The 21,920-nt window shown below is 66.7% G+C and carries 18 protein-coding genes; 7 read left to right on the top strand and 11 right to left on the bottom strand.

The features are described 5' to 3' along the window. Positions 1-2: 2 nt before the first annotated feature. The 9 genes from KY389_RS02975 to KY389_RS02935 form a co-directional block, all read right to left on the bottom strand. Positions 3-1,301: an ABC transporter permease gene (locus KY389_RS02975; RefSeq protein WP_219829309.1), complete on the bottom strand. Its 1,299-nt coding sequence runs from the start codon at positions 1,299-1,301 to the stop codon at positions 3-5. 74 nt (positions 1,302-1,375) lie between these two features. Next, complete coding sequence (locus tag KY389_RS02970) at positions 1,376-2,455, bottom strand: ABC transporter substrate-binding protein (RefSeq protein WP_343222890.1); 1,080 nt, start codon at positions 2,453-2,455, stop codon at positions 1,376-1,378. 86 nt (positions 2,456-2,541) lie between these two features. After that, complete coding sequence (locus tag KY389_RS02965) at positions 2,542-3,645, bottom strand: ABC transporter ATP-binding protein (protein WP_219829307.1); 1,104 nt, start codon at positions 3,643-3,645, stop codon at positions 2,542-2,544. Between the two features lie 164 nt (positions 3,646-3,809). Beyond that, positions 3,810-5,603 carry a DEAD/DEAH box helicase gene (locus KY389_RS02960; protein ID WP_219829306.1) on the bottom strand — a complete coding sequence of 598 codons (1,794 nt, stop codon included), beginning with the start codon at positions 5,601-5,603 and terminating at the stop codon, positions 3,810-3,812. A 481-nt stretch (positions 5,604-6,084) separates the two neighbouring features. Next, entirely contained in the window at positions 6,085-8,283 is a 2,199-nt protein-coding gene (locus KY389_RS02955; RefSeq protein ID WP_219829305.1) for a glycoside hydrolase family 2 protein, read from the bottom strand. Between the two features lie 2 nt (positions 8,284-8,285). Next, positions 8,286-9,434 (bottom strand): galactonate dehydratase, encoded by a 1,149-nt coding sequence (dgoD, locus tag KY389_RS02950; RefSeq protein WP_219829304.1) that lies wholly within the window; start codon positions 9,432-9,434, stop codon positions 8,286-8,288. Position 9,435: 1 nt separating this feature from the next. Further along, positions 9,436-10,338, bottom strand: coding sequence for a Gfo/Idh/MocA family protein (locus KY389_RS02945; protein WP_219829303.1), 903 nt, complete (start codon positions 10,336-10,338; stop codon positions 9,436-9,438). Beyond that, the gene (locus KY389_RS02940; RefSeq protein WP_219829302.1) at positions 10,335-11,390 is read right to left on the bottom strand and encodes an ABC transporter ATP-binding protein; all 1,056 of its coding nucleotides are present in this window, start codon (positions 11,388-11,390) and stop codon (positions 10,335-10,337) included. Before KY389_RS02940 ends, KY389_RS02945 begins: the two co-directional genes overlap by 4 nt. Before the next feature lie 7 nt (positions 11,391-11,397). Continuing rightward, positions 11,398-12,186, bottom strand: a complete 789-nt coding sequence (locus KY389_RS02935; RefSeq protein ID WP_425517136.1) for an IclR family transcriptional regulator — start codon at positions 12,184-12,186, stop codon at positions 11,398-11,400. A gap of 105 nt (positions 12,187-12,291) precedes the next feature. Here KY389_RS02935 and KY389_RS02930 point away from each other — a divergent pair, with 105 nt between their 5' ends. The 7 genes from KY389_RS02930 to KY389_RS02900 all read left to right on the top strand — a co-directional run bounded on the left by KY389_RS02930 (position 12,292) and on the right by KY389_RS02900 (position 19,755). Next, the gene (locus KY389_RS02930) at positions 12,292-13,533 is read left to right on the top strand and encodes an ABC transporter substrate-binding protein (RefSeq protein ID WP_219829300.1); all 1,242 of its coding nucleotides are present in this window, start codon (positions 12,292-12,294) and stop codon (positions 13,531-13,533) included. A gap of 72 nt (positions 13,534-13,605) precedes the next feature. Then, positions 13,606-14,523, top strand: a complete 918-nt coding sequence (locus KY389_RS02925) for a carbohydrate ABC transporter permease (RefSeq protein WP_219829299.1) — start codon at positions 13,606-13,608, stop codon at positions 14,521-14,523. A gap of 4 nt (positions 14,524-14,527) precedes the next feature. Next, a complete protein-coding gene (locus tag KY389_RS02920; RefSeq protein WP_219829298.1) occupies positions 14,528-15,373 on the top strand; it encodes a carbohydrate ABC transporter permease in 846 nt (281 codons plus the stop codon). Further along, a complete protein-coding gene (locus KY389_RS02915; RefSeq protein ID WP_219829297.1) occupies positions 15,370-17,412 on the top strand; it encodes an alpha-galactosidase in 2,043 nt (680 codons plus the stop codon). Before KY389_RS02920 ends, KY389_RS02915 begins: the two co-directional genes overlap by 4 nt. Beyond that, positions 17,409-18,296 carry a 2-dehydro-3-deoxygalactonokinase gene (locus tag KY389_RS02910; RefSeq protein ID WP_343222889.1) on the top strand — a complete coding sequence of 296 codons (888 nt, stop codon included), beginning with the start codon at positions 17,409-17,411 and terminating at the stop codon, positions 18,294-18,296. Before KY389_RS02915 ends, KY389_RS02910 begins: the two co-directional genes overlap by 4 nt. Continuing rightward, positions 18,293-18,913: a 2-dehydro-3-deoxy-6-phosphogalactonate aldolase gene (locus tag KY389_RS02905; protein WP_219829296.1), complete on the top strand. Its 621-nt coding sequence runs from the start codon at positions 18,293-18,295 to the stop codon at positions 18,911-18,913. The genes KY389_RS02910 and KY389_RS02905 overlap by 4 nt, the downstream gene beginning before the upstream one ends. Beyond that, the gene (locus tag KY389_RS02900) at positions 18,910-19,755 is read left to right on the top strand and encodes an SMP-30/gluconolactonase/LRE family protein (protein ID WP_219829295.1); all 846 of its coding nucleotides are present in this window, start codon (positions 18,910-18,912) and stop codon (positions 19,753-19,755) included. The genes KY389_RS02905 and KY389_RS02900 overlap by 4 nt, the downstream gene beginning before the upstream one ends. A 114-nt stretch (positions 19,756-19,869) precedes the next feature. Here KY389_RS02900 and KY389_RS02895 read toward each other — a convergent pair whose 3' ends face one another. Both KY389_RS02895 and KY389_RS02890 read right to left on the bottom strand, forming a co-directional pair. Continuing rightward, positions 19,870-20,100, bottom strand: coding sequence for an SMc00767 family acetate metabolism repressor (locus KY389_RS02895; protein ID WP_219829294.1), 231 nt, complete (start codon positions 20,098-20,100; stop codon positions 19,870-19,872). Positions 20,101-20,175: 75 nt separating this feature from the next. Continuing rightward, positions 20,176-21,795 (bottom strand): isocitrate lyase, encoded by a 1,620-nt coding sequence (locus KY389_RS02890; RefSeq protein WP_219829293.1) that lies wholly within the window; start codon positions 21,793-21,795, stop codon positions 20,176-20,178. Between the last annotated feature and the right edge of the window lie 125 nt (positions 21,796-21,920).

The following is a 21,920-nucleotide window of genomic DNA, read 5'->3' as shown; positions in this document are numbered from 1 at the left end:
GTCTATCCCAGTTTCAGGTTGTCGATGCCCACCAGCCGGTCATAAAGCCAGTAGAGGACCAGGACGGAAGCCAAGAGCAGCGCGGCCAGGGCCGCCGCCATCGACCAGTTCAGCGTCGAGGTCATGTGCATCGCGATCATGTTGGAAATCAGCTGACCCGACGAGCCGCCGACCAGGGCGGGCGTGATGTAGTAGCCCACCGCCAGGATGAAGACGAGAAGCGCCCCCGCCCCCAGCCCTGGCAGCGTCTGCGGGAAATAGACGCGGCGGAAGGCCGTCCAGCTTGTCGCACCAAGCGAGCGCGCCGCACGGACATAGGACGGGTTGATCGTGCGCATCACCGAATAGAGCGGCAGCACCATGAAAGGCAGCAGGATATGCGTCATCGCGATGATCGTCCCGGTCTGATTGTAGATCATCTGCAAACGCTGATCATGGCCGATCACGCCCAGCCAGACCAGAATGTCGTTCACCACACCCTGCTGTTGCAACAGCACCATCCAGCTTGTGGTCCGCACCAGAAGCGAGGTCCAGAAGGGCAGCAGGACAAGGATCATCAGCAGGTTCGATTTCCGCATGGGCAGCGTCGCCAGCAGATGCGCGATCGGAAAGCCCAGCAGGAATGTCAGCCCGGTGATCAGCAAAGACAGCCAGAAGGTCCGCATGAACAGCATCACATAGACCTGCTGGCGTTCATCGACCTGCCGGATGCGGCCATCCTCGTCGCGGGTGCGGTCCAGCGCGGCCAGATAGAAATTCGCGGTATAGGGGCGCGACGCCTCGCGCATCGCCGACCAGAGCATGGGGTTGTCCCAGCCTTCGTTGATCCCCAGCAGCGCCTCGCGATAGGGCGGCTCCAGCCCGCCACGCAGCGCACGCCCGGTCGAGGTGAACAGCGACCGCGCCCCCGACAGGTCGTAATTGATGCGCGTGCCGACCATGCCGATGGTGCGCGCCTCGGCCGCGGCGGTCAGATCGGCGGCCAGCGCAGCCCAGGCAGCTTCGTCGGGATCTGTGCCGCGTTCGGTCGCGGCGAACCAGGCCGAGACCTGGGGCATGTTGCGCGAGAAGCCGTCATTGTAGAACGACCGCTGCAGCATCTGCCCGATCGGGATGACGAACGTGACCAGGATGAAGGCAAGCAGCGGCAGGACCAGCAGAAAGGCCCGGCGGCGTGCGCGGCGCTGACTGCGCGCCAGGGCGCGAGCCAAAGGCTTGCCGTCGGCGGTGGTCAGGGCCGCACCCACGCCCGAGGCGGTGGTGGCGATGGCGGCATGCGGATCAAGGGCGACATTCGCCATGGCTTTTCCCGATTGTCGTGGTCCGGACAGAATGACCGCCGCGCCCGTTACCCGGCCGCGGCGGCGATCGGCGATCAGGACGAGGCCAGCCAGGCGTTGAAGCGCTCGGTCAGTTCGGTGTCGTGATCGGCCCAGAATTCCGGGTTGTCCATCACCGCGTTCTCAAGCGCCTCGGGGCTGGTGGGCATGTGGGGCGCCATCTCGGTCACGCCATCCTGATACAGACCGACCAGCGCGGCCGAGGATTTCCGCGCCGGACCATAGGCGATGTATTTCGCCTGATCCGCCAGACGCTGCGTGTCGGTGGCGAATTTCAGATATTGCAGCGCCGCATCCATGTTCGGGGCGTCCTTGGGGATCACGAACATGTCCATGTCCATGTATTGCCCGTCCCAGATCACCGCGAAAGGTTTGTTCTCGGCCACGATCGCGTCGAAGATACGGCCGTTATAGACCGTGGTCATCGTGACCTCGCCATCGGCCAGCAGCTGCACGGGCTGGGCGCCGGCCTCCCACCAGACCACATCCGACTTGATCGTGTCCAGCTTGGCAAAGGCGCGCTCGACACCCTCGTCGGTGCCCAGCACGTCATAGATCTCGGCGGCGGGGACGCCATCGGCGATCAGCGCCAGATAGAGCGTCCGCTTGGGGTTGCGCGGCAGGCCGCGCTTGCCGGGGAAAGTTTCGGTGTCGAAGAAGTCGGCGGCGGTCTGCGGCTGCGCGCCGTCCGGGAACCTGGTCGTGTCGAACGAAATCACCGTGCCCCAGACGATGTTGGCCACGGCGCAATCCAGCAGCGCACCCTCGACGAAGTCATCGACCGCGGGCGTCCCGTCGGGCGCAGGCGGCAGCGAGGCGTGGTCGATCTCGACCAGCGCGCCCTCGTCGCACAGACGGATCGCGTCCGAAACCTCGACGTCGAAGACATCGGCGGTCACGTTGCCGGCCTCGACCTGCGCTTTCAGCGGCGTGGCCGGGTTGTCGGCGGCGATCATGTTGACGCGGATGCCGGTCTCGGCGGTGAAGGGCTTGTTATAGGCCTCGACCTGGCTCATCTCGTAGGCGCCGCCCCAGGAGACGACGTTGACTTCCTGCGCCGAGACGGCAAAGGCCATGCCGGTCAGGGCAGTGGAGAGGATCAGAGTGGTTTTCACGTGGTGACTCCCTGTTGAAATATCGCGGGCTCTGGCCCGTCCTGTCATTGTCCGGGGCGCATTCAGGACGCCCCGGAAAGGGTCCGTCAGACCGGGTCCAGCGCGCGGGCATCCTGGGGATGCCAGCCGATGCGGATGGTCTGGCCGGGATCAAGCCGGGTCTGGCCGATCGTGTTGCGCATTTTCATCACGAAGTTGTCGCTGCCCGCGACGGCCAGCCGGGCACGAAGGATGTCGCCCATATAGATGACCTCAAGCACCTTGGCCTCGATCGTGTGGGCGCCGGGGGGCATCATCTCGGGCTTGAACTCGACCCGCTCGGGCCGGATCGAGACGGTCGTGCGCTGGCCCCGCTCGCGGATGTTCACGGGGGTCGCGTCGATGACGCCGCCGCCATCCAGCCGCACCAGGGCCTTGTCGCCTTCCAGTTCCTCGATCACGCCGGGAAGGGCGTTGTTCTCGCCGATGAAACTGGCGACGAAGCTGTTTTCGGGGCGCTCATACAGGGCGGCGGGCGGAGCAAGCTGCTGGATGCGGCCGTCATTGAAGACCGCGATCCGGTCGGACATGGTCAGCGCCTCGCCCTGATCATGGGTCACATAGACGACGGTGATTCCAAGTCTTTCGTGCAAGTGCTTGATCTCGAACTGCATATGTTCGCGCAGCTGCTTGTCCAGCGCGCCGAGCGGTTCGTCCATCAGCACCAGTTCAGGATCGAAGACCAGCGCGCGGGCCAGCGCGATGCGCTGCTGCTGGCCCCCCGAAAGCTGCGCCGGGCGGCGGTTGGCGAAGGCGCCCATCTGGACCATGTCCAGCGCCCGCTTGATCCGGGCCTCGCGCTCGGACTTGCCCATGCCGCGCACTTCCAGCGGAAAGGACAGGTTCTCGCCCACGGTCATATGCGGAAACAGGGCGTAGTTCTGGAACACCATGCCAATGCCGCGCTTGTGGGGTGGCACCTGGTTGATGGGGCGTCCGGCCAGCCGGATCTCGCCATGGGTGGCGGTCTCGAAACCGGCAAGCATCATCAGGCAGGTCGTCTTGCCCGAGCCCGACGGCCCCAGCATGGTCAGAAATTCGCCCTTGCCGATGGAAAGGTTCAAGTCCTTGACGACAAGTGTCTGGCCGTCATAGCTTTTTTGCACATGCTCAAAGGCGACGAAAGCGTCGCCAAGGCGGTCGTCCAGCAAAAGCGCTCTCCCTGCGTTTCTATGGTTATTCAGCGCAGGGTCAGGTTAGACGCGACTTTCGCGCGGTTGCAAGGATGTTTGCGACAATCCGGAAAATAAACCCGACTCCGAACCGTCATGATCAGAGCCGGGACTATTTGCCTGATCCAAGGGCAGGGCCTGCCTCAATCGGGTCGGCGCGGCCCCTTTCGATGGGGTTTCGCGGCGCGGGGCCTGGCCCAGGAGGCGGGCTTGGCTGGCCCGCGCGGCCTGGCTTCGGCGCGCGGTTCGTCCTGGGCGCGGGGCGCGCGCGGCTTGCCCTTGAGCGCGGACTTTTGGGTGTTGCGCGGCCGCGGGCTGCGTGAGGCGGCGCCCGACGGCGCGCCCAGATCCGGCGCGCCCTGCAACCGCCGCATGGTCAGTTCGTCGGTGATCTGCGTTTCCGCGCCGAAACGATGCGCTTCCGAGGCCGCAATCTGCACATAGCTGACATCCTGACGGATGCGGATGGCGCCGATCGCCTCGCGCCCGATGCCGCCTGCGTCGCAAATCTTGGGCAGCAGCCAGCGCGGCCCGGCGCGGCCGGTATGGCCGACCGACAGGCTGAACCACACCGCGTCCTGAAACCCGCCCAGATCGCGCGGGGCCTGGGCGCGCGGCGCGCCCGGAACGGCGGTGTCGGACAGTTCCTCGGGGGCGGGCCGCCCCTCGCGCCACAGCGCGACAAGGGCCTGCGCGACCTGTGCGGGGCCGAACCGATCCAGCAGCCGAGAGGCCAGGGCCGCGGCATCCTCGTCGCCGGTCCGGGCCAAGGCGGCGTAGTCCATCAGCCGGCGGTCATCCTGAGCCCGGACCTCGTCGGCCGAGGGCGCGGCGCCCCATTCGGCGGTGATGCGAGCATTCTGCAACAGGCGTTGAGCGCGCCTGTATTCGGCGGGCGGCACGATCAGCGCCGAGACCCCCTTGGCCCCTGCCCGGCCGGTGCGGCCCGAACGATGCAGCAGCGTCTCGGGGTTGGTGGGCAGATCGGCATGGATCACCAGTTCCAGCCCCGGCAGGTCGATCCCGCGCGCGGCCACGTCGGTGGCGATGCAGACCCGCGCGCGCCCGTCGCGCAGCGCCTGCAGCGCGTGGTTGCGTTCCGTCTGGCTGAGTTCGCCCGACAGCGCCACGGCCTTGAAGCCCCGGTTCGACATGCGCGCCAGCAGGTGGTTCACGTTCGCCCGCGTCTTGCAGAAGATGATCGCCGTGCGCGCATCATGCAGACGCAGCAGGTTGAAGATCGCGGGCTCACGGTCGCGCGCGGCGACGGAATAGGCACGATAGGCGATGTCGCCGTGCTGGCGCGCCTCGCCCATCGCGGCGATGCGCAGCGCGTCGCGCTGAAAGTCGCGCGCCAGCGTCTCGATGGCGGGGGGCACGGTGGCCGAGAACATCAGCGTGCGACGTTCGGCCGGGGCGGCGGCCAGGATGAATTCCAGATCCTCGCGGAAGCCCAGATCCAGCATCTCGTCAGCCTCGTCCAGAACGGCGGCGCGCAGCGCGGTCAGATCCAGGCTGCCGCGTTCGATGTGGTCGCGCAGCCGGCCCGGCGTGCCGACGACAATCTGCGCGCCGCGCGCCAAGGCCCTGCTTTCGTTGCGGTAATCCATGCCGCCGACACAGGTGGCGATCTGCGCGCCGGTCGCGGCGTAAAGCCATTCCAGTTCGCGCGCGACCTGCAAGGCCAGTTCGCGGGTCGGCGCAATGGCCAGGGCCAGGGGCAGTCCGCTTTCGGGCAAGCGCTCGCCGGTCAGAAGGTCCGCTCCGATGGCAAGACCGAAGGCCACGGTCTTGCCCGAGCCGGTCTGCGCCGAGACCAGCAGGTCGCGGCCGGCGACCTCGGGAGCCAGAACCGAGGCCTGAACGGCGGTCAGGCTGTCATAGCCCTTGCCCGCCAGCGCCGCCTGAAGCGGTGCGGGGATGATATGATCTGTCATGGTCTTCGCCAGAAAGGGGGTGCTTTACCCGATGAGCGGCACCCCGTTTTCGTAGGGTCGGTCCGGCACCCTCGCACCGGACGCCTCGAAGCTGCAGCGCCAAAGTCCGACCCTCTAGCCGCACCGGGGGGTAAAGTCCATCCCCTGCGCGCCTGCCCCGGCGTCGAAGCGCAATCCGGACGGAGATGCCTTGCAGCCCCGCATCCCCAAGACCAGGTCATGCCGGTCCGAAGCGCGAGCGGCTTCGGCTGAAGAGAGCCGCCCGCCACCTTGCCGCGCGGCGGTGATCAGGCGTGTTCCCCAAGGTGCAGGACGATCCCGTCTGCACTGTGCATCACCAGCAACACGCTGGCGCCGGGCCCGATGGTCTTGATCGTCATGCGGGTCACGGCTTCGTCGCCACGTCAGGCGCAGCAGGGCAGGCGCGGATTCACGCAAGCGCGCATCGGCCCTGTCAACGGCTCTCGGTCTTCCGGTGGCGTCAGGCGGTGACGCGGATCGCGGTTTCTGCATCGGGGAATTGCGGATGCCACGCGCTGATGCGGATGGTGCCGGGTGCGCCTGTCAGGCGCAGCATCATCCCGGCCCGGCCAGCCTGCAAGGGGCGCAGGTCCGGACCGATCAGCCGCGCCGGTCCCTCGACCGAGACCCGCACCACGCCGGGCAGGAAGGGCAGCCGGTTGCCCGCCTGATCCAGCGCGCGGATGATCACCCTCAGGTCGGTGTCGGCATCGGCGGGCAGGCTGTCGCGGTCTGGCGCAATCTGCAAGCTGGTGGGCAGCGGATCGGCCACATATTCGCGCATGGCGACCGGCTTGCCATCCAGCCAGCCGGTGATGCGGCCCGGATGCCAGCTCATCCCCCAGAGGCCCAGCTCGGCCGCGCCGATATGGCGGTGGTCGATGATCACCGGCGGATGGGGCAGATGCGGGAACCGCTCTCGGTCGGGGCCGACGCGGCGGGTGACGCCTGCGCAGTCCAGTTCGACCTCATCGCAATTGGTCAGGATCACCAGCGGCAGGACGCCGCCGATATTGCGCTCGCCCCGCGCCCAGAAGGTCACCGGCTCCATCACGATGCCCTCGGAGGGGGGCTTCTGGCTGGCATAGGCATGGGCCGCGAATTTCGGCTCGCGCCAGATGTCCATGACGCCGTGATGGCAGATGCGGTCGCCCGCGCCGAAATCCTTGTGGGTGTTGTAGTCGAACATGCACCAGCCGATCGAGCCCGCGATGCCCGGATCGCCATGGGCGGCGTTCAGCACCTCGAGATGGCGGATCACGTGCTCCATCTGGCGCAGTTCGGGATCGCCCGCCTTGGTCGGGAACATGTGGCCGTTATATTCGGTGACCAGATAGGGGACGGGTTTCTTCAGCCCCGTCACCTCGGCGGGCGCGCGCAGCGCGGTGCGGGGGCGGTTGACCAGCGGCAGTTCGGATTCGTCCAGGATGAAGTCGTTCATCGTATAGACATCCTCCAGCATCTCGCTGTCGGTGATGTAGCGCACGCCGCCGGTGGCCCGCGTCGGATCAAGCTCTCGCGCAAGGGCATTGGTGCGGGTATAGAAGTCGTGATTGTCCTGGCTTTCGTTGATGCGCACGCCCCAGATGACGATGCTGGGATGGTTCCAGTCGCGGGTGATCATGGCGCGGACGTTGTCCACGCTGCGATCCTGCCAGGCGGCGTCTCCGATATGCTGCCAGCCGGGGATCTCCTCGAAGACCAGAAGGCCGATTTCGTCGCAGCGGTCGAGGAACCATGGGCTTTGGGGATAATGCGAGGTGCGCACGATGTTGCAGCCCAGATCAAAGCGCAGGATCTCGGCGTCGCGTTCCTGCGCGTGCCGGCCCGCGGCATAGCCTTGATGCGCCCAACTCTGATGCCGGTTCAGCCCGCGCAGCTTCACGGGCTGGCCGTTCAGCAGGAAGCCCTGCGGCGTCCATTCCGCGGTGCGGAAGCCGAAGCGATGCGTGGTCACGTCGCCGCTGTCGGGCAGGGTCAGTTCGACCGTGTAGAGCTGCGGGTTGTCGGTGGACCAGAGCGACAGGCCGGTCAGGCCCGACAGGGTCAGTTCGCCCTCGCCTTCGGTGGACGCGATCTCGCGCGCGCCGTCCAGCAGGCGGGCGCGGACCGGGCCGGGGGCGGTCATCTCGGGGCGGATCACGACGGTTTTCGCATCCGCCAGCGCGTCGGGCGTCAGGATGCGGGCATTGGTCAGGTGGCGTTCCGGCAGCACCATCAGCCAGACATCGCGATAGATGCCCGCATAGGTCAGATAGTCGATCTGCGCGCCAAAAGGCGGGATGGCGGGGTTCTCGGACCCGTCGATCCGCACCGTGACCAGGTTGTCGCCGGGGCGCAGATGGTCCGTCAGATCCGCCACGAAGGGGGTATAGCCGTCGGGATGGGCCGTGACCTGCACCCCGTTCACCCAGACCCGGCTGTCGGCCATGGCCCCGTCGAACCGCAGCTGCACCCTGCGGCCCGCCCATGCGTCGTCCCATGCGAGCGCGCGCTGATAGGTGAAGGGGCGCTGGAAATCCGCCTCGTCGAAATAGGTCAGGGGCAGGTCCACCGCGTTGTGCGGCAGGGTGACGGGCTCGCCCTTCAGCGGTGCTGCGGGGTCGGCATGGCCTTCGGCAAAGATCCAGCCGTGGTTCAGTTTCGTGAGGGTTCGCATGATCACCATTCTGCAAAGCTGCCGTCGGCATGGCGCCAGACGGGGTTGCGCCAGCGATGGCCCTGGGCGGCCATGTCGCGGACCTTGTCCTCGTTCACCTCGATGCCCAGACCCGGCCCCTGCGGGATCGCGACAAAGCCGTCCTCATAGGCAAAGACCGACGGGTCAGTCAGGTAGTCCAAGAGATCGCTGCCCTCGTTGTAATGAATGCCAAGCGACTGTTCCTGGATGAAGGCGTTATAGCAGACCGCATCCAGTTGCAGGTTCGCGGCCAGCGCGATGGGGCCAAGCGGACAATGCAGTGCCAAGGCCACGTCATGCGCCTCGGCCATGGCGGCAATGCGATAGGTCTCGGTGATGCCGCCCGCATGGCTGGGATCGGGCTGGATGATGTCCACGTAACCGCCCTGTAGGATCGCCTTGAAGTCCCACCGGGAATAGAGCCGTTCCCCAAGCGCGATGGGGGTCGAGCAATGGTTGGCGATCTCGCGTAGCGCCTCGGCATGTTCCGACAGGACCGGCTCCTCGATGAACATCAGGCGGAAGGGTTCCAGTTCACGCGCCAGCACCTTGGCCATCGGGCGGTGCACGCGGCCGTGAAAGTCGATGCCGATGCCGAAATCGGGGCCCATCTCGTCGCGGATGGCCTGGACGCGTGCCAGCACCTGATCGACCTTGGCGTGGCTGTCCACGAACTGCATCTCTTCGGTGCCGTTCATCTTGACGGCGGTAAAGCCCCGATTGCCACAGTCGCGGGCCATCCGCGCCGTGTCGCCCGGCCGGTCGCCGCCGATCCAGGAATAGACGCGGATGCGGTCGCGCTGCTGGCCGCCCAGCAGCGCATGGACCGGCACGCCCAGATCGCGGCCCTTGATGTCCCACAAAGCCTGGTCGATCCCCGCGATCGCCGACATATGGATGCCGCCGCCGCGGTAGAAGCCCGCGCGATACATCACCGTCCAATGGTCCTGGATCAGACGCGGGTCGCGGCCGATCAGGTAATCCGACAGTTCATCCACGCAAGCGGCGACCGAGGCGGCGCGGCCCTCCAGCACGGGTTCGCCCCAACCGCTGATGCCCGCGTCGGTGCTGATCTTCACGAAGCACCAGCGCGGCGGCACGATGAAGGTCTCGATGGCGGTGATCTTCATGTCAGTCCTCGAAGGCGGGGGCCGCATGGCGGCGGCCGGTCAGGAAGGCATCGGCGACAAGGCGCAGCGGCGCCAGGTCGCAATCGCTCTGCCCGGTGGCGACCAGATCGCGGAAACGGGCATAAAGGCGGGCGTATTCGCGGTTCTCGCCGGCGGTCTCCAGGTCCGGCGCGGTGAAGCGTGCGCCGCCCTCGGACAGAACCGCCGCGCCCGCATCTGTGTCGAAGGCGATCTGCCAGGTCTCGTCCCCCGTCGCGCGCCAGTCGAAATGCGCGGTGACCGGATGGCCCGCATCCAGCACCAGATCGGCGGCGATGGGGGTCTGGCGGTTCGCGGGGATATGCAGATCGGCGCCCACCAGCCGAACGCCGGGGATCAGCGTGGTCAGGATCGACAGCGCGTTGATGCCGGGGTCGAATACGCCAAGGCCCCCCGGTTGCCAGATCCAGTCCTGTCCTGGATGCCATTTGCGCACATCCTCGCACCAGTCGATGCGGGTCGCACGAAGGCTGCGGCGCGACAGCCAGTCGCGGGCGACCTCGACCGCCGCCGCCTCGCGCGAATGCCAGGTGGCGTAAAGGGTGACGCCCTGCCGCGCGGCCTCGGCCTGTAGCAATGCCATCTCGGACAGGGTCGCGCCGGGAGGTTTCTCCAGCATCAGGTGGCGGCCCGCGCGCAGCACGGCCATGGCCTGATCGAACCGCCCCTGCGGCGGCGTGCAGAGCGATACGGCATCCACATCGCCCAGCATCTGCGCCACGTCGCGATAATTGGCGACGCCCTCCAGCGAGGTGTTGCGGCTGGCGATGGCGGAAAGGCGCAGCCCGTCGGTTGCGGCGATGGCGGGCAGGTGCTGGGCGCGGGCGATGGCGCCCAGGCCCACAAGTCCGATTCTCAGGCTCATCTCAGGCGCTGCCCGGTCTCGGCATCGAAGAAGAAGGCGTCAGCCGGATCGAAGCTCAGGCCCAGGCTGCCACCACCTGCGGGGTCAAGGCGCTGACCGGTCTGGACGATCAGCTTCTCGCCCGAAGGCGCGCGCAGATGGGCGAAGGTCGTGCCGCCGAGGTTCTCGGCCAGTTCGACCTGGAAGGGGCCGTCGCCCGACAGGCGCAGCGCGTCGGGGCGCAGCCCGATCTCGACCGTGCGGCCCTCGGTCAGTGCGGGACTGGCGGCGGGCAGGGTCGCGGCAAAGGCGGGGCTGACCACCTGGCCGCCCTGGACGCGGGCCTTGACGAAATTCATCGCCGGGCTGCCGATGAACCCCGCGACGAAGCGGTTGTCGGGATCGTCATAGAGATCCATGGGCGCGCCCACCTGCTCGATCCGGCCGGCGCGCAGGACGACGATCTTGTCGGCCATGGTCATCGCCTCGACCTGGTCATGGGTCACATAGATCATCGTCGCGCCCAGCTCGCGGTGCAGCCGCGCGATCTCGGCGCGCATCTCGACGCGCAATTCCGCATCGAGGTTCGACAGCGGCTCGTCGAACAGGAACACCTTGGGACCGCGCACGATGGCCCGCCCGATCGCCACGCGCTGGCGCTGGCCGCCCGAGAGGGCGGCGGGCTTGCGGTCCAGCAGCGGTTCAAGCTTGAGGATGCGCGCGGCCTCGGCCACCTTGGCGGCGATCTCGGCCTTGGGATGGCCGTTCATCTTCAGCCCGAAACCCATGTTCTGCGCCACCGTCATGTGGGGATAAAGCGCATAGGTCTGGAACACCATCGCCACCCCGCGGTCGGCGGGCTCGGCATCGGTCACGTCCTGACCCTCGATCAGGATCTGGCCGCCGGTCGTTTCCTCAAGGCCCGCGATCATGCGCAAGAGGGTGGATTTGCCACAACCCGAGGGACCGACAAAGACGCAGAATTCGCCCTGTTCGACGGCAAGATCGACGCCATGAATGACCCGGACGGGGCCAAAGTCCTTGGTGACGCGGTTCAACTGGACGCCGGACATGGCAACCTCATGACTTGATTTCGGGAAAACGCCACGCTTCGGCAGTGGCGGCGATGCGCGCGGCGGCATCCGTGACCGGGCCGGCCAGTGCCAGAAGCTGTTCGCGGCTGGTGCTGGCGGTGGTCGTCGTGACCGAGATGGCGCCCAGAACCCGCCCCGCCCCCGACAGGATCGGGGCGGCGATGCAGGCGATGCCGGTCTCGTGTTCTTCGTTATCCAGCGCATAGCCCCGCTGGCGGATCAGGGCCAGTTCGGCCCGCAGGGCATCCGGCGTGGTCAGCGTGTTCGGCGTATGGGCGTGGAATGATTGCCGGTCGATGGCGGCGGCCAGCCGATCCTCGGGCAGATGGGCCAGCATCGCCTTGCCCACCCCGGTGCAATAGGCCGGACCCACCTTGCCCGATTGCGAGAACATCTCGACCGGCTGGCGGGCATTGCGCTTGTCCACGTAAAGGACCGCCCCATTGTCCAGCTGCGCCAGATGGATGGTCTGGCCAAGCGTTTGGGCCAGTTCGTCCAGCACCTCGCGCGCCAGAGGCGCCAGAGAGGATTGCGCCCAAGCCGAATGGGCCAGGCGCACAAGCCGCATCCCGGGCGCATAGGTCTGGCGGTCCTCGTCAAAGGCCAGCATGTCCTGATGGGTCAGCACTTGCAGAAAGCGATACAGCGTCGCCTTGGGCAGGCCCGCCACAGGCAGGATCTCGGCAAAGCGGACCGGGCGACCGAAACCCGCCACCAGGTCCAGAACGGCCAGCGTCCGCCCCACCGTCCCGTCAGACGCCTCGCGCCCCTGCATGGCCATGCCTCCTCATCCACCGTGTTGACAGGCTAAGCGATTCGCCACATAGTTTCAATATTCAAAACCTGGTTTCATTATTTGAAACACGCAAGGGAGGAAAGAATGGCACTTCACGGAAAGGGTCTGCTGCTTGCGGCGCTGATGTGCAGCGCGGCGCCCGCGATGGCCCAGCAGCGCGTGCTGACCTTCAACAGCAACGCATCCGACCCCGCGCCGCGGGCGATGTTCGAACAGCTTGCCGCCGATTTCATGGCCGAGCACCCCGAGATCCGGGTCGAGATCAACACCTTCGACCACGAGGGCTTCAAGACCGCGATCCGCAACTTCCTGACCGCCGATCCGCCCGATCTGATCACCTGGTTCGCGGGCAACCGCATGAAGCCCTTTGTCGATGCGGGCCAGTTGCTGGATGTCTCGGATGTCTGGGAAGAAAACGGGTTGAAGGACAGCCTTGGCTCGACCCTGTCCTCGATGACCTTCGACGACAGGCAGTGGGGCGTGCCCTATACCTATTACCAATGGGGCATCTACTACAACAAGGAAGCCTATGCCGCCGCAGGCGTCGAACCCGCGACCGACTGGGAAGGCTTCATCGCCAATTGCGCCGCCTTCCAGGAAGCCGGCATCGACTGCCTGACCACAGGGTCCAAGGCGCTGTGGCCGGTGGCGGGGATCTTCGATTACCTCTCGCTGCGCACCAACGGCTATGACTGGCACATGCAGTTGACGAACGGGGAGATTCCCTGGACCGATGACAGCGTGCGCGCGGTCTTTGCCGAATGGGAAAAGATCCTGCCCTATACGACGGCGAACCATGCCGCGATCGACTGGCAGGATGCGGTCGCCAATATCGTTCAGGGCCGTGCGGCGCATTACGTCATGGGCAATTTCGCGGTCGCGGCCTTCCGCGATGGCGGCATGACGGACGAGACTTTGGGCTTCATGGCCTTCCCGACGATCAACCCCGACATTCCGCGCGCCGAGGAGGCGCCGACCGATTCCCTGCACATCCCGGCAGGCGCGAAGAACCCCGATGACGCCAAGCTGTTCCTGGCCTATATCGCGCGTCCCGACGTGCAGACCCGGATCAACGAGGCGCTGGGGCAATTGCCCGTGAACGCCGAAGCCAGCGTCGGCGACGATCCCTTCCTGCAGGCGGGCTTCGAGCTGCTGTCCACGGCCGAAGGCGGCATCGCGCAGTTCTTCGACCGCGACGCCCCCGCCGAGATGGCCAAGGCCGCGATGGAGGGCTTCCAGGAATTCATGGTCCGCCCCGAGCGTCTGGACACGATCCTCGAACGACTGGAGCGTCAGCGCCAGCGCATCTACGCCGCCGCCGAGTAGCGGCGGCCTGCGGGGCGGGCGCCTCCTTGCCCGCTTCGCCACCTGTTTTCGATCCCGTCACCGGAGCGCGCCATGACCGCCCTGCCCGACCCACAGGCGCCGACCGCGCCGCGCAAGCGCTCGCGCCGCCGCAGCCTGACACCCTGGCTGTTTCTGGCGCCGGGCATGGCGATGTTCGCGGTCTATGTCCTCATCCCCATCGTCCAGTCGATCTGGATCTCGTTCCATGACTGGGACGGGCTGGGTCAGATGCGCTGGATCGGCACCGCCAATTACAGCGAATTGTGGTGGGACGACGCCTTCTATACCAGCCTGCGCAACAACGTTATCTGGCTGGTGCTTTACATGCTGGCGGTGCCGCTGGGGCTGATGATCGCGCTGTTCCTGAATCAGACGGTGCGCGGCATCCGCATCTACAAGTCGCTGTTCTTCTTTCCCTTCGTCATCAGCCAGGTGGTGGTGGGCCTGATCTTCTCGTGGTTCTACGCGCCGGGCTTCGGGCTGTTCTATGCGCTGATCGAATGGATCACGGGATCGGGCGTGGCGATCCTGGCGGACGAACGTTATGTGACCTACGGCATCATCGCGGCGGGTCTGTGGCCGCAGATCGCCTATTGCATGATCCTCTACCTGACCGGCCTGAACGCGGTCGCGCCCGACCAGATCGAGGCCGCGCGTCTGGACGGCGCCAAGGGCTGGCGGATGCTGTGGCATGTGGTGCTGCCGCAACTGCGTCCGGCGACCTTCATCGCGGTCGTCGTGACGGTGATCGGCGCGCTGCGCAGCTTCGATCTGGTCAGCATCATGACCTCGGGCGGGCCGTTCGGGTCCAGCCGTGTGCTGTCCTATTACATGTATGAACAGGCCCTGTCCGAATACGGCTATCGCATGGGTTACGGCGCGGCCATCGCCGTCGTCCTGTTCGGCATCATGATGATCTTCATCTCGGGCTTCATCTGGAAGATGTGGCGCGACGAGAAAGGGCTGTAACCCCATGTTTCCTCGCCCCATCCAGACCATGTCACCCACCGCGCAGCGCCTGTATCGCGTGGCGCTGCCGGTGATGCTTGTCCTGTGGCTCTTGCCGCTCATGGGCGTCGCCATGACCTCGATCCGGCCCTCGTCGGACCTGGCGCAGGGCAATTACTTCGGAATGCCCTCAAGGCTGGCTTTCGAGAATTACCTCGACGTGTTCCGCAACTCGCCCCTCGCGCAATATCTGTGGAACAGCTTCCGCATCACCATCCCGGTGGTCATCGGCGCGGTGGCGCTGTCCTGCCTGACCGGCTTCGCGCTGGCGGTTTACAGGTTCCGCCTGTCGCTGGTCGTGTTCTTCATGTTCGTCGCGGGCAATTTCGTGCCGTTCCAGATCCTCATGGTGCCGGTGCGCGACCTGACGGTGAATCTGGGTCTCTACAACACGATCACCGGACTGGCGCTGTTCCACATCGCGTTCCAGACCGGCTTTTGCACATTGTTCATGCGCAACTTCATCAAGGCCCTGCCGCGCGAGCTGATCGAGGCCGCCCGCGTCGAGGGCGTCACCGAATGGCAGATCTTCCGGCATATCGTCCTGCCCCTGGTCCGGCCCGCCATTGCGGCGCTGTCGGTGCTGGTCTTCACCTTCGTCTGGAACGATTACTTCTGGGCGATGGTCCTGACCCAAGGGGCGGGCACGCAGCCGGTCACGGCGGGGCTGAACAGCCTGAACGGGCAATGGATCGCAGCCTGGCATCTGGTCAGCGCCGGCTCGATCCTGGCCGCGCTGCCGCCGGTGCTGATGTTCTTCCTGATGCAGCGGCATTTCATCGCCGGTCTGACGCTTGGGGCCGTGAAATGACCCTCTGGCGCATCGACACGGCGGCGCAAACGCTGGTTCTGGGCAGCGATGGCGGCATGACCTGCTGCCATTACTGGGGCGCGCCCCTGGCCCTCGACACCGACCTTGACGCGCTGGTCGCGGCAGGCGCGGGCGGCATCACCGGCGGGATGCTGGACGCGCTGCCGCCTTTGTCCCTGATCCCCGAGGCGCGGCGCAGCTTTCCGGGCCAGCCCGGGCTGGTCGCCTATCGTGACGGCGCGCCGCTGGAACCGGAATGGCGCTTCGAGGGCGCCGATTGGGGCGAGGCGCTGATTCTGCGCCACACAGCGCCCGGCCTGAGGCTGGACATCATTGCCCGCGCGATGGATCACGGGCTGATCGCGCTGTCGGCGCGGCTGACCTCGGACGCGCCCTTGACGCTGCATCATCTGGCACTGGCCCTGCCCGTTCCTCCGCACTTGTCGCACCTGACCGAAATGGCAGGCCGCTGGACGCGCGAGTTCCAGCCCGTGACCACCGCGCTGGATCACGGCGCGCGGCTGCGCGATGCGCGCACCGGCCGGTCGGGTCATGAACATCCGCCGCATCTGTGGCTGACCGCGCGCGGCACCACCAACACCGTCGGAGAGGCTTTCGCCCTGCATTACGGCTGGTCGGGCGGCCACCGGATGCTGGTCGAGACCCTGCCCGAGGGCCGCCGCCAGATCCAGCTGGGCCATTGCGCAGGCTCCGAACGCGCCCCCGGAACGGATTTCGCCACCGCCGAGATCTGGCTGGCGCGCGGCGATCAGGGCCTCAACAGCGTCTCGGTCCCCTTTCAGCGCGCGATCCGCGACCGCCTGCCCCCCGCGCGCCAGCCGCGCCCGGTCCATTACAACGGGTGGGAGGCGATCTATTTCCGCCACGATGCCGACGAACTGGCCCAGATCGCCGAACGCGCCGCAGCGCTTGGCGCGGAACGCTTCGTGCTGGACGATGGCTGGTTCGGGCAGCGCGACGACGACACGTCCTCGCTTGGCGATTGGGTGATCGACCCGCACAAGCATCCGCAGGGATTCGGGCCGCTGATCGACAAGGTTCAGGCGTTGGGGATGCGGTTCGGCCTGTGGTTCGAGCCCGAGATGGTCAACGAAAACAGCGCCCTCTATCGCGCCCATCCCGATTGGGTGCTGGGTCCGGCCGATCAGATCCGGGGCCGCAATCAGTTGCATCTGGACCTGTCGCGGCAGGATGTGCGCGATTATCTGTTCGACCGGATCAGCGCGATCCTGTCGGCATGGGACATCGACCACGTCAAATGGGACCATAACCGGCTGACGCCCTGGCCCGATGCTGCGCAGACGCGGGGCGTCTATGCGCTGCTTGACCGGCTGCGGGCGGCGCATCCGGCTGTCGAATGGGAAAGCTGCGCCTCGGGCGGGGGCCGCATCGACGCGGGAATCCTGGGGCGATGCGCCCGGGTCTGGCTGTCCGACAGCAATGACGCGCTGGAACGGCTGCGCATCCAGCATCACGCCGCCTGCCTTCTGCCCGCCTGCGCGACCGGCAGCCATGTCGGGCCGCGCGAATGCCACACCTCGGGGCGGGTTCTGCCGATGACGCTACGAGCCTGGACGGCAGCGCAGCGCCATATGGGCTTCGAGATGGACCCGCGCGAACTGACCGAGGCCGAGGCCCAGACCCTGACCCGCGTCACCGCCTGGTGGAAGGCCAATCGCGGCTGGATGATGGCGGGCGACATCTGGCGCCTCGACCGGCCGGCCGGTGCCCTGGCCGAGATGCAGCTGGCCGCCGACGGATCGCGGCTGGTGATCTTCGCCGCCCAGATCGAGACGCAGACCGCCCTGCAACCCCCGCCTCTGCGGCTGACCGCGCTGGACCCAGCCGCCCGCTACCGGCTGCGGATGATCGAACGCCCGCGCGGGCATCCCGCCTCGGTCACGGCGATCACGCGCGGCGAGGTCGTGCTGGAGGGTGCCAGCCTGATGGCGCAGGGGCTTGCGCTGCCGCCCGCCTTCCCCCAGACCATCGCCGTCATCGAAGGAGAGCGCCTGTGACCGATCAGAGCATGGACTGGATTGCGGCGGATTGGGGCACGACCAATCTGCGGCTCTGGGCGATGGCGGGGGATCGGGTCGTCGAACGGCGCGAGTCCGATCAGGGCATGGCGGGGCTGGCACCCGACGCCTTTGCGCCTGTCCTGGCGCAGGCAACGCAGGGCTGGCCTGATGTGCCGGTCATCGCCTGCGGCATGGTCGGCTCGCGCCAGGGCTGGATCGAGGCGCCCTATGCGCCGGTTCCCTGCGCCGCCCGCCCCCGCATGGTCGAGGCCCCCGGCGCGGGCCGGCCTGTTCACATCATCTGCGGCGTCCGGCAGGACCAACCCGCCGATGTGATGCGCGGCGAGGAAACGCAGATTGCGGGCCTTCTGGCGGTGCATCCCGATTTCGACGGCATTGCCTGCCTGCCCGGAACGCACAGCAAATGGGTTCGCATCTCGGCGGGAGAGATCTGCCACTTCAAGACCTTCCTGACGGGCGAACTGTTCGGTCTGCTATCGGGGAAATCGGTGCTGCGCCATTCGCTGGCAGGCAAGGAATGCGATCCGGCCGTCTTTGCAGCGGCCGTCGATGAGGCCATGATGCGCCCCGCTCAGGGCTATGCGGGCCTCTTCCAGATCCGGGCCGAAACGTTGCTGGCGGGGCTTGACCCCTCCGTCGCGCGGGCGCGGTTGTCGGGCACGCTGATCGGCTGGGAACTGGCCGCCGCGAAACCCTGGTGGCTGGGCCATCAGGTCACGATCATCGGCGCACCCGCTCTGTCGGCGCTTTACGCGCAGGCGCTGCGGGCGCAGGGCGCGCCTGTCACACAGGTCGCGGCCGAGGATGCGACCCTGGCCGGGCTGAACGCCGCACGCAAGGAATTGAAGGTCACCACATGAGCCGCCCCCTGATCGCCATTCTGCGCGGGATCACCCCGCCCGAGGCCCTGCCCATCGCCAAGACCCTCATCGAAGCCGGGATCGCCCGGCTGGAAGTGCCGTTGAACTCGCCTGCCGCGATGGAGAGCATCGCCGCCATGCTGCGCGCCTTCGGCGACCGGGCGCTGATCGGCGCGGGCACCGTCCTGCGCGTCTCGGAGGTCGAGGCGCTGGCCGCGATCGGCGCGCGTCTGATTGTGTCACCCAATTGCAACCCCTCGGTCATCAGGGCCAGCGTTGCGGCGGGCATGGAAAGCTGGCCGGGCGTGATGACCCCGACCGAGGCCTTTGCCGCGCTGGATGCGGGCGCCACCGGACTGAAGCTGTTTCCGGGCGAGCTGATCGGCCCCGAGGGGCTGCGCGCCATGCGCGCAGTCCTGCCGAGAGGGACGGCGCTGTTCGCGGTGGGTGGCGTCTCGGCGCAGAATATGGGCCAATGGTGGCAATCCGGCGCGGCGGGATTCGGAATCGGCAGCGCGCTCTACAAGCAGGGAGACGATGCCGCGACGGTCGCGGCGAAGGCGCGGGCTTTGGTCGAAGCGTTCGACCGGGCCTCGGGCAAGGGAATGATGGCATGATCTTCGACGACACGACCTGCACCCTGGGCGAGGGCGCCTTGTGGCACGGCGATCGCGGCGCGCTGATCTGGTTCGACATTCTGGAAAAGCGTCTGCACATGAAGGCGCCAGGCGGCGCCTTGCAGGTCTGGGATTTCCCCGATCATGTCTCGGCGGCGGGGATCGTGGACCGCGACCGGCTGGTCGTCGCCTCGTCGCGCGCGCTGATCCTGTTCGACCTGCGCGACGGCAGCCGCCGCGATCTGGTCGCGCTGGAGGCCGACAACCCCGTCACGCGCAGCAATGACGGGCGCGCCGATCCGCAGGGCGGGTTCTGGATCGGCACGATGGGGCTGAATGCCGAACCGGGCGCGGGCTCGATCTGGCGCTATTACCGGGGCGAGCTGCGGCGGCTGTTCGGAGGCATCACGATCACGAACGCAATCTGTTTCTCGCCCGACGGGCACAAGGCGCATTTCGCCGATACGGCCGAAGGCATCATCCGGCGCGTCATGCTGGATGAAGAGGGCTGGCCGATTTCCGAGCCGCTGCCCTTCATCGACCTGAGAGCCGAGGGGCTGAACCCGGACGGCGCGGTGATCGACGCAGAGGGCCGTTTGTGGTCGGCGCAATGGGGCGCCTCGCGCGTGGCCTGCTATGATGCCCATGGCCGTTTCATCCGTGCGCTTGCCTTCCCCGCAAGCCAGATCTCGTGTCCGGCCTTCGGCGGGGCCGGTCTGAGGACGCTTCATGCGACTTCGGCGCGCGTGGATCTGAAGAAGCCGCGCCCCGAGGACGGTATGACCTTTGCCGTCACGACGGAGGCGGCCGGCCAGGCCGAACATCGCGTCATCATCGGCTAAGCGCGAACACGGCGAAAATCGCCCGGTCCCCGCTACCCTTTTCGGGCGGATGGGGACCGGGCGCTGTCGCAGTGGTCGAGTGTCGCCCGGATGGTGACGCATCCGGTCACGCAATCACGCGTCCTGCGAGACATTGCGGATGGTCGGAACGATCTGGTCGCCCCAGGCACCAGCGCCGTTGTGATGGCGCGAAACGCGGACCAATTCGACCGAGATGCCCTCGGCCACGGCGCGCTGGACGGCCTCGTTCACACGATGGACGGCATCGGCGACGCGGTGGATCGCGCGGGTCTGTGCGTCTGTCTCGGGGCGTTCGATGCGCTGGAATTCGGTGTTCTCGTTCATGTTATCCTCCCTGGATCAACGGTTCCGTCGTTTCCCGGCCCGTCATGCGGGCCGGGAGGCCGGTCCGACAGCCAATCACTCGGCGGCGAACTGGTTCATCGTGTTGGCCTGGCCGCCTGCCTTCAATGCGCGCTCGCCTGCGACCATCTCCTTGAAGGTGTCGCCCAGATCCGAGCCGACCTCGTGCTGGTGCTTGACCGCCGAGATGCCGCGACGGATCTCTTCGCGCTGCACGGTGGCGACATAGGCCAGCATCTTGTCCTCGCCGAAGTAACCGCGCGACAATTCGTCCACCGATTTCGCGGTCAGGTGGAAGGTCGGCAGCGTGATCAGGTTGTGGAACACCCCCGCACGGGTCGAAATGTCGGTCTGGAAGCGGCGCAGACGGTCATCGGCCTCGCGGCCCAGATCGGTCTGGTCGAATTCCGGCTTCATCAGCTCGCTGCCTGCGGGATAGTCGGTTTCGCTGATCTTGCCCTCGGCGATCCACTGATCGCGGACTTGCTTGCGCAGGTTCAGCGTCCAGTTGAAGCTGGGCGAGTTGTTATAGGTCAGCTTGGCGTTCGGCACGACCTTGCGGATATCGTTCACCATGCCGGCGATCTCGTCCACGTTGGGCGTGTCGGTCTCGATCCACAGCAGGTCCGCGCCGCCCTGGGTCAGCGAGGCGATGCAGTCCTCGACCACGCGGGCGCGACCCGACCCTTCCTGGAAGAGGAACAGCCCATTCGGCAGGCGCGCCGGGCGCACGAACCGGCCGTCCTGGAACAGCGCGATCTCGCCTTCCTTCATCGGGTTCGCATCGGTGATCGGCTCGGTCCTGAGCCACTTGATGTATTCCGCCGCCAGATCGCCCGGCTGCTGGCTGACCGGGATCTTCTGGGTCAGGCCCGCGCCCAGGCTGTCGGTGCGCGCAACGATGACGCCATCATCGACTCCCAGTTCCTCGAAGGCCAGGCGGCAGGCGCGCAGCTTCTCGATGAAGTCTTCCCGCGGGACCGTGACCTTGCCGTCCTGGTGGCCGCATTGCTTGGCGTCAGACACCTGGTTCTCGATCTGAAGGCAGCAGGCGCCGGCCTTGATGAGTTCCTTGGCCAGCAGATAGGTCGCGTGCTCGTTGCCGAAGCCCGCGTCGATATCGGCGATGATCGGAACGACATGGGTTTCAAAGTTGTCGATCGCCGCGATCGCAGCCTTTTCGGCGGCGGAATCGCCGGCATCGCGCGCCTTCCTGAGATCCTTGAACAGGTCGTTGATCGCGACCTCGTCGGCCTGACGCAGCGAGGTATAGATTTCCTGGATCAGGTCGGCGACAGCGGTTTTTTCATGCATCGACTGGTCCGGCAGATGGCCCCAGCGGTTACGCAGGCCCGCCACCATCCAGCCCGAAAGATAGACATAGACACGCTTGGTCGTGCCGCGCAGGCGCTTGACCGACTTGATCATCTGCTGAGCGTGGAAGCCCGACCAGCAACCGAGCGATTGCGTGGACAGCGACGGATCGGCGTCGTAGGCGGCCATGTCCTCGCGCATGACCTTGGCCATGGCGCGCGCGACATCCAGATGCGTGTCGAACGTGTTCTGCAGCTTGAGCTGGACGATGTCGTCCACGGTGACGCCGCCAGGCGTCTGACCCGAGGGGTAGCGGGCCAGAACCTCGGCGCGCAGTTCGGCATAGGTCTTGCGTTGTGCCATGTGATCCTCATTCAGGCAGATGTGACAGGGAGATCGGCGCCCCTTGGCGGGGACCGTCCAGCCAGGATTGATCTTGGGTGCGATGCGAGACGCCGCGTATCGGCGGTCAGAGGACCACGCGCGGT

It is taken from the genome of Paracoccus bogoriensis, assembly GCF_019431455.1.
In the GTDB taxonomy this organism is placed as follows: Bacteria; Pseudomonadota; Alphaproteobacteria; order Rhodobacterales; family Rhodobacteraceae; genus Paracoccus; species Paracoccus bogoriensis.
Note: the sequence above shows the minus strand (reverse complement) of the source record. Positions and strands in the feature narration are given on the sequence as shown.

Excerpts from the sequence above, each read along its gene's own strand:
- KY389_RS02975 (WP_219829309.1), bottom strand. The coding sequence starts at position 1,301 with ATGGCGAATGTCGCCCTTGATCCGCATGCCGCCATCGCCACCACCGCC.
- KY389_RS02960 (WP_219829306.1), bottom strand. The coding sequence starts at position 5,603 with ATGACAGATCATATCATCCCCGCACCGCTTCAGGCGGCGCTGGCGGGC.
- KY389_RS02955 (WP_219829305.1), bottom strand. The coding sequence starts at position 8,283 with ATGCGAACCCTCACGAAACTGAACCACGGCTGGATCTTTGCCGAAGGC.
- dgoD (WP_219829304.1), bottom strand. The coding sequence starts at position 9,434 with ATGAAGATCACCGCCATCGAGACCTTCATCGTGCCGCCGCGCTGGTGC.
- KY389_RS02945 (WP_219829303.1), bottom strand. The coding sequence starts at position 10,338 with ATGAGCCTGAGAATCGGACTTGTGGGCCTGGGCGCCATCGCCCGCGCC.
- KY389_RS02940 (WP_219829302.1), bottom strand. The coding sequence starts at position 11,390 with ATGTCCGGCGTCCAGTTGAACCGCGTCACCAAGGACTTTGGCCCCGTC.
- KY389_RS02935 (WP_425517136.1), bottom strand. The coding sequence starts at position 12,186 with ATGCAGGGGCGCGAGGCGTCTGACGGGACGGTGGGGCGGACGCTGGCC.
- KY389_RS02930 (WP_219829300.1), top strand. The coding sequence starts at position 12,292 with ATGGCACTTCACGGAAAGGGTCTGCTGCTTGCGGCGCTGATGTGCAGC.
- KY389_RS02925 (WP_219829299.1), top strand. The coding sequence starts at position 13,606 with ATGACCGCCCTGCCCGACCCACAGGCGCCGACCGCGCCGCGCAAGCGC.
- KY389_RS02920 (WP_219829298.1), top strand. The coding sequence starts at position 14,528 with ATGTTTCCTCGCCCCATCCAGACCATGTCACCCACCGCGCAGCGCCTG.
- KY389_RS02915 (WP_219829297.1), top strand. The coding sequence starts at position 15,370 with ATGACCCTCTGGCGCATCGACACGGCGGCGCAAACGCTGGTTCTGGGC.
- KY389_RS02905 (WP_219829296.1), top strand. The coding sequence starts at position 18,293 with ATGAGCCGCCCCCTGATCGCCATTCTGCGCGGGATCACCCCGCCCGAG.
- KY389_RS02900 (WP_219829295.1), top strand. The coding sequence starts at position 18,910 with ATGATCTTCGACGACACGACCTGCACCCTGGGCGAGGGCGCCTTGTGG.
- KY389_RS02895 (WP_219829294.1), bottom strand. The coding sequence starts at position 20,100 with ATGAACGAGAACACCGAATTCCAGCGCATCGAACGCCCCGAGACAGAC.
- KY389_RS02890 (WP_219829293.1), bottom strand. The coding sequence starts at position 21,795 with ATGGCACAACGCAAGACCTATGCCGAACTGCGCGCCGAGGTTCTGGCC.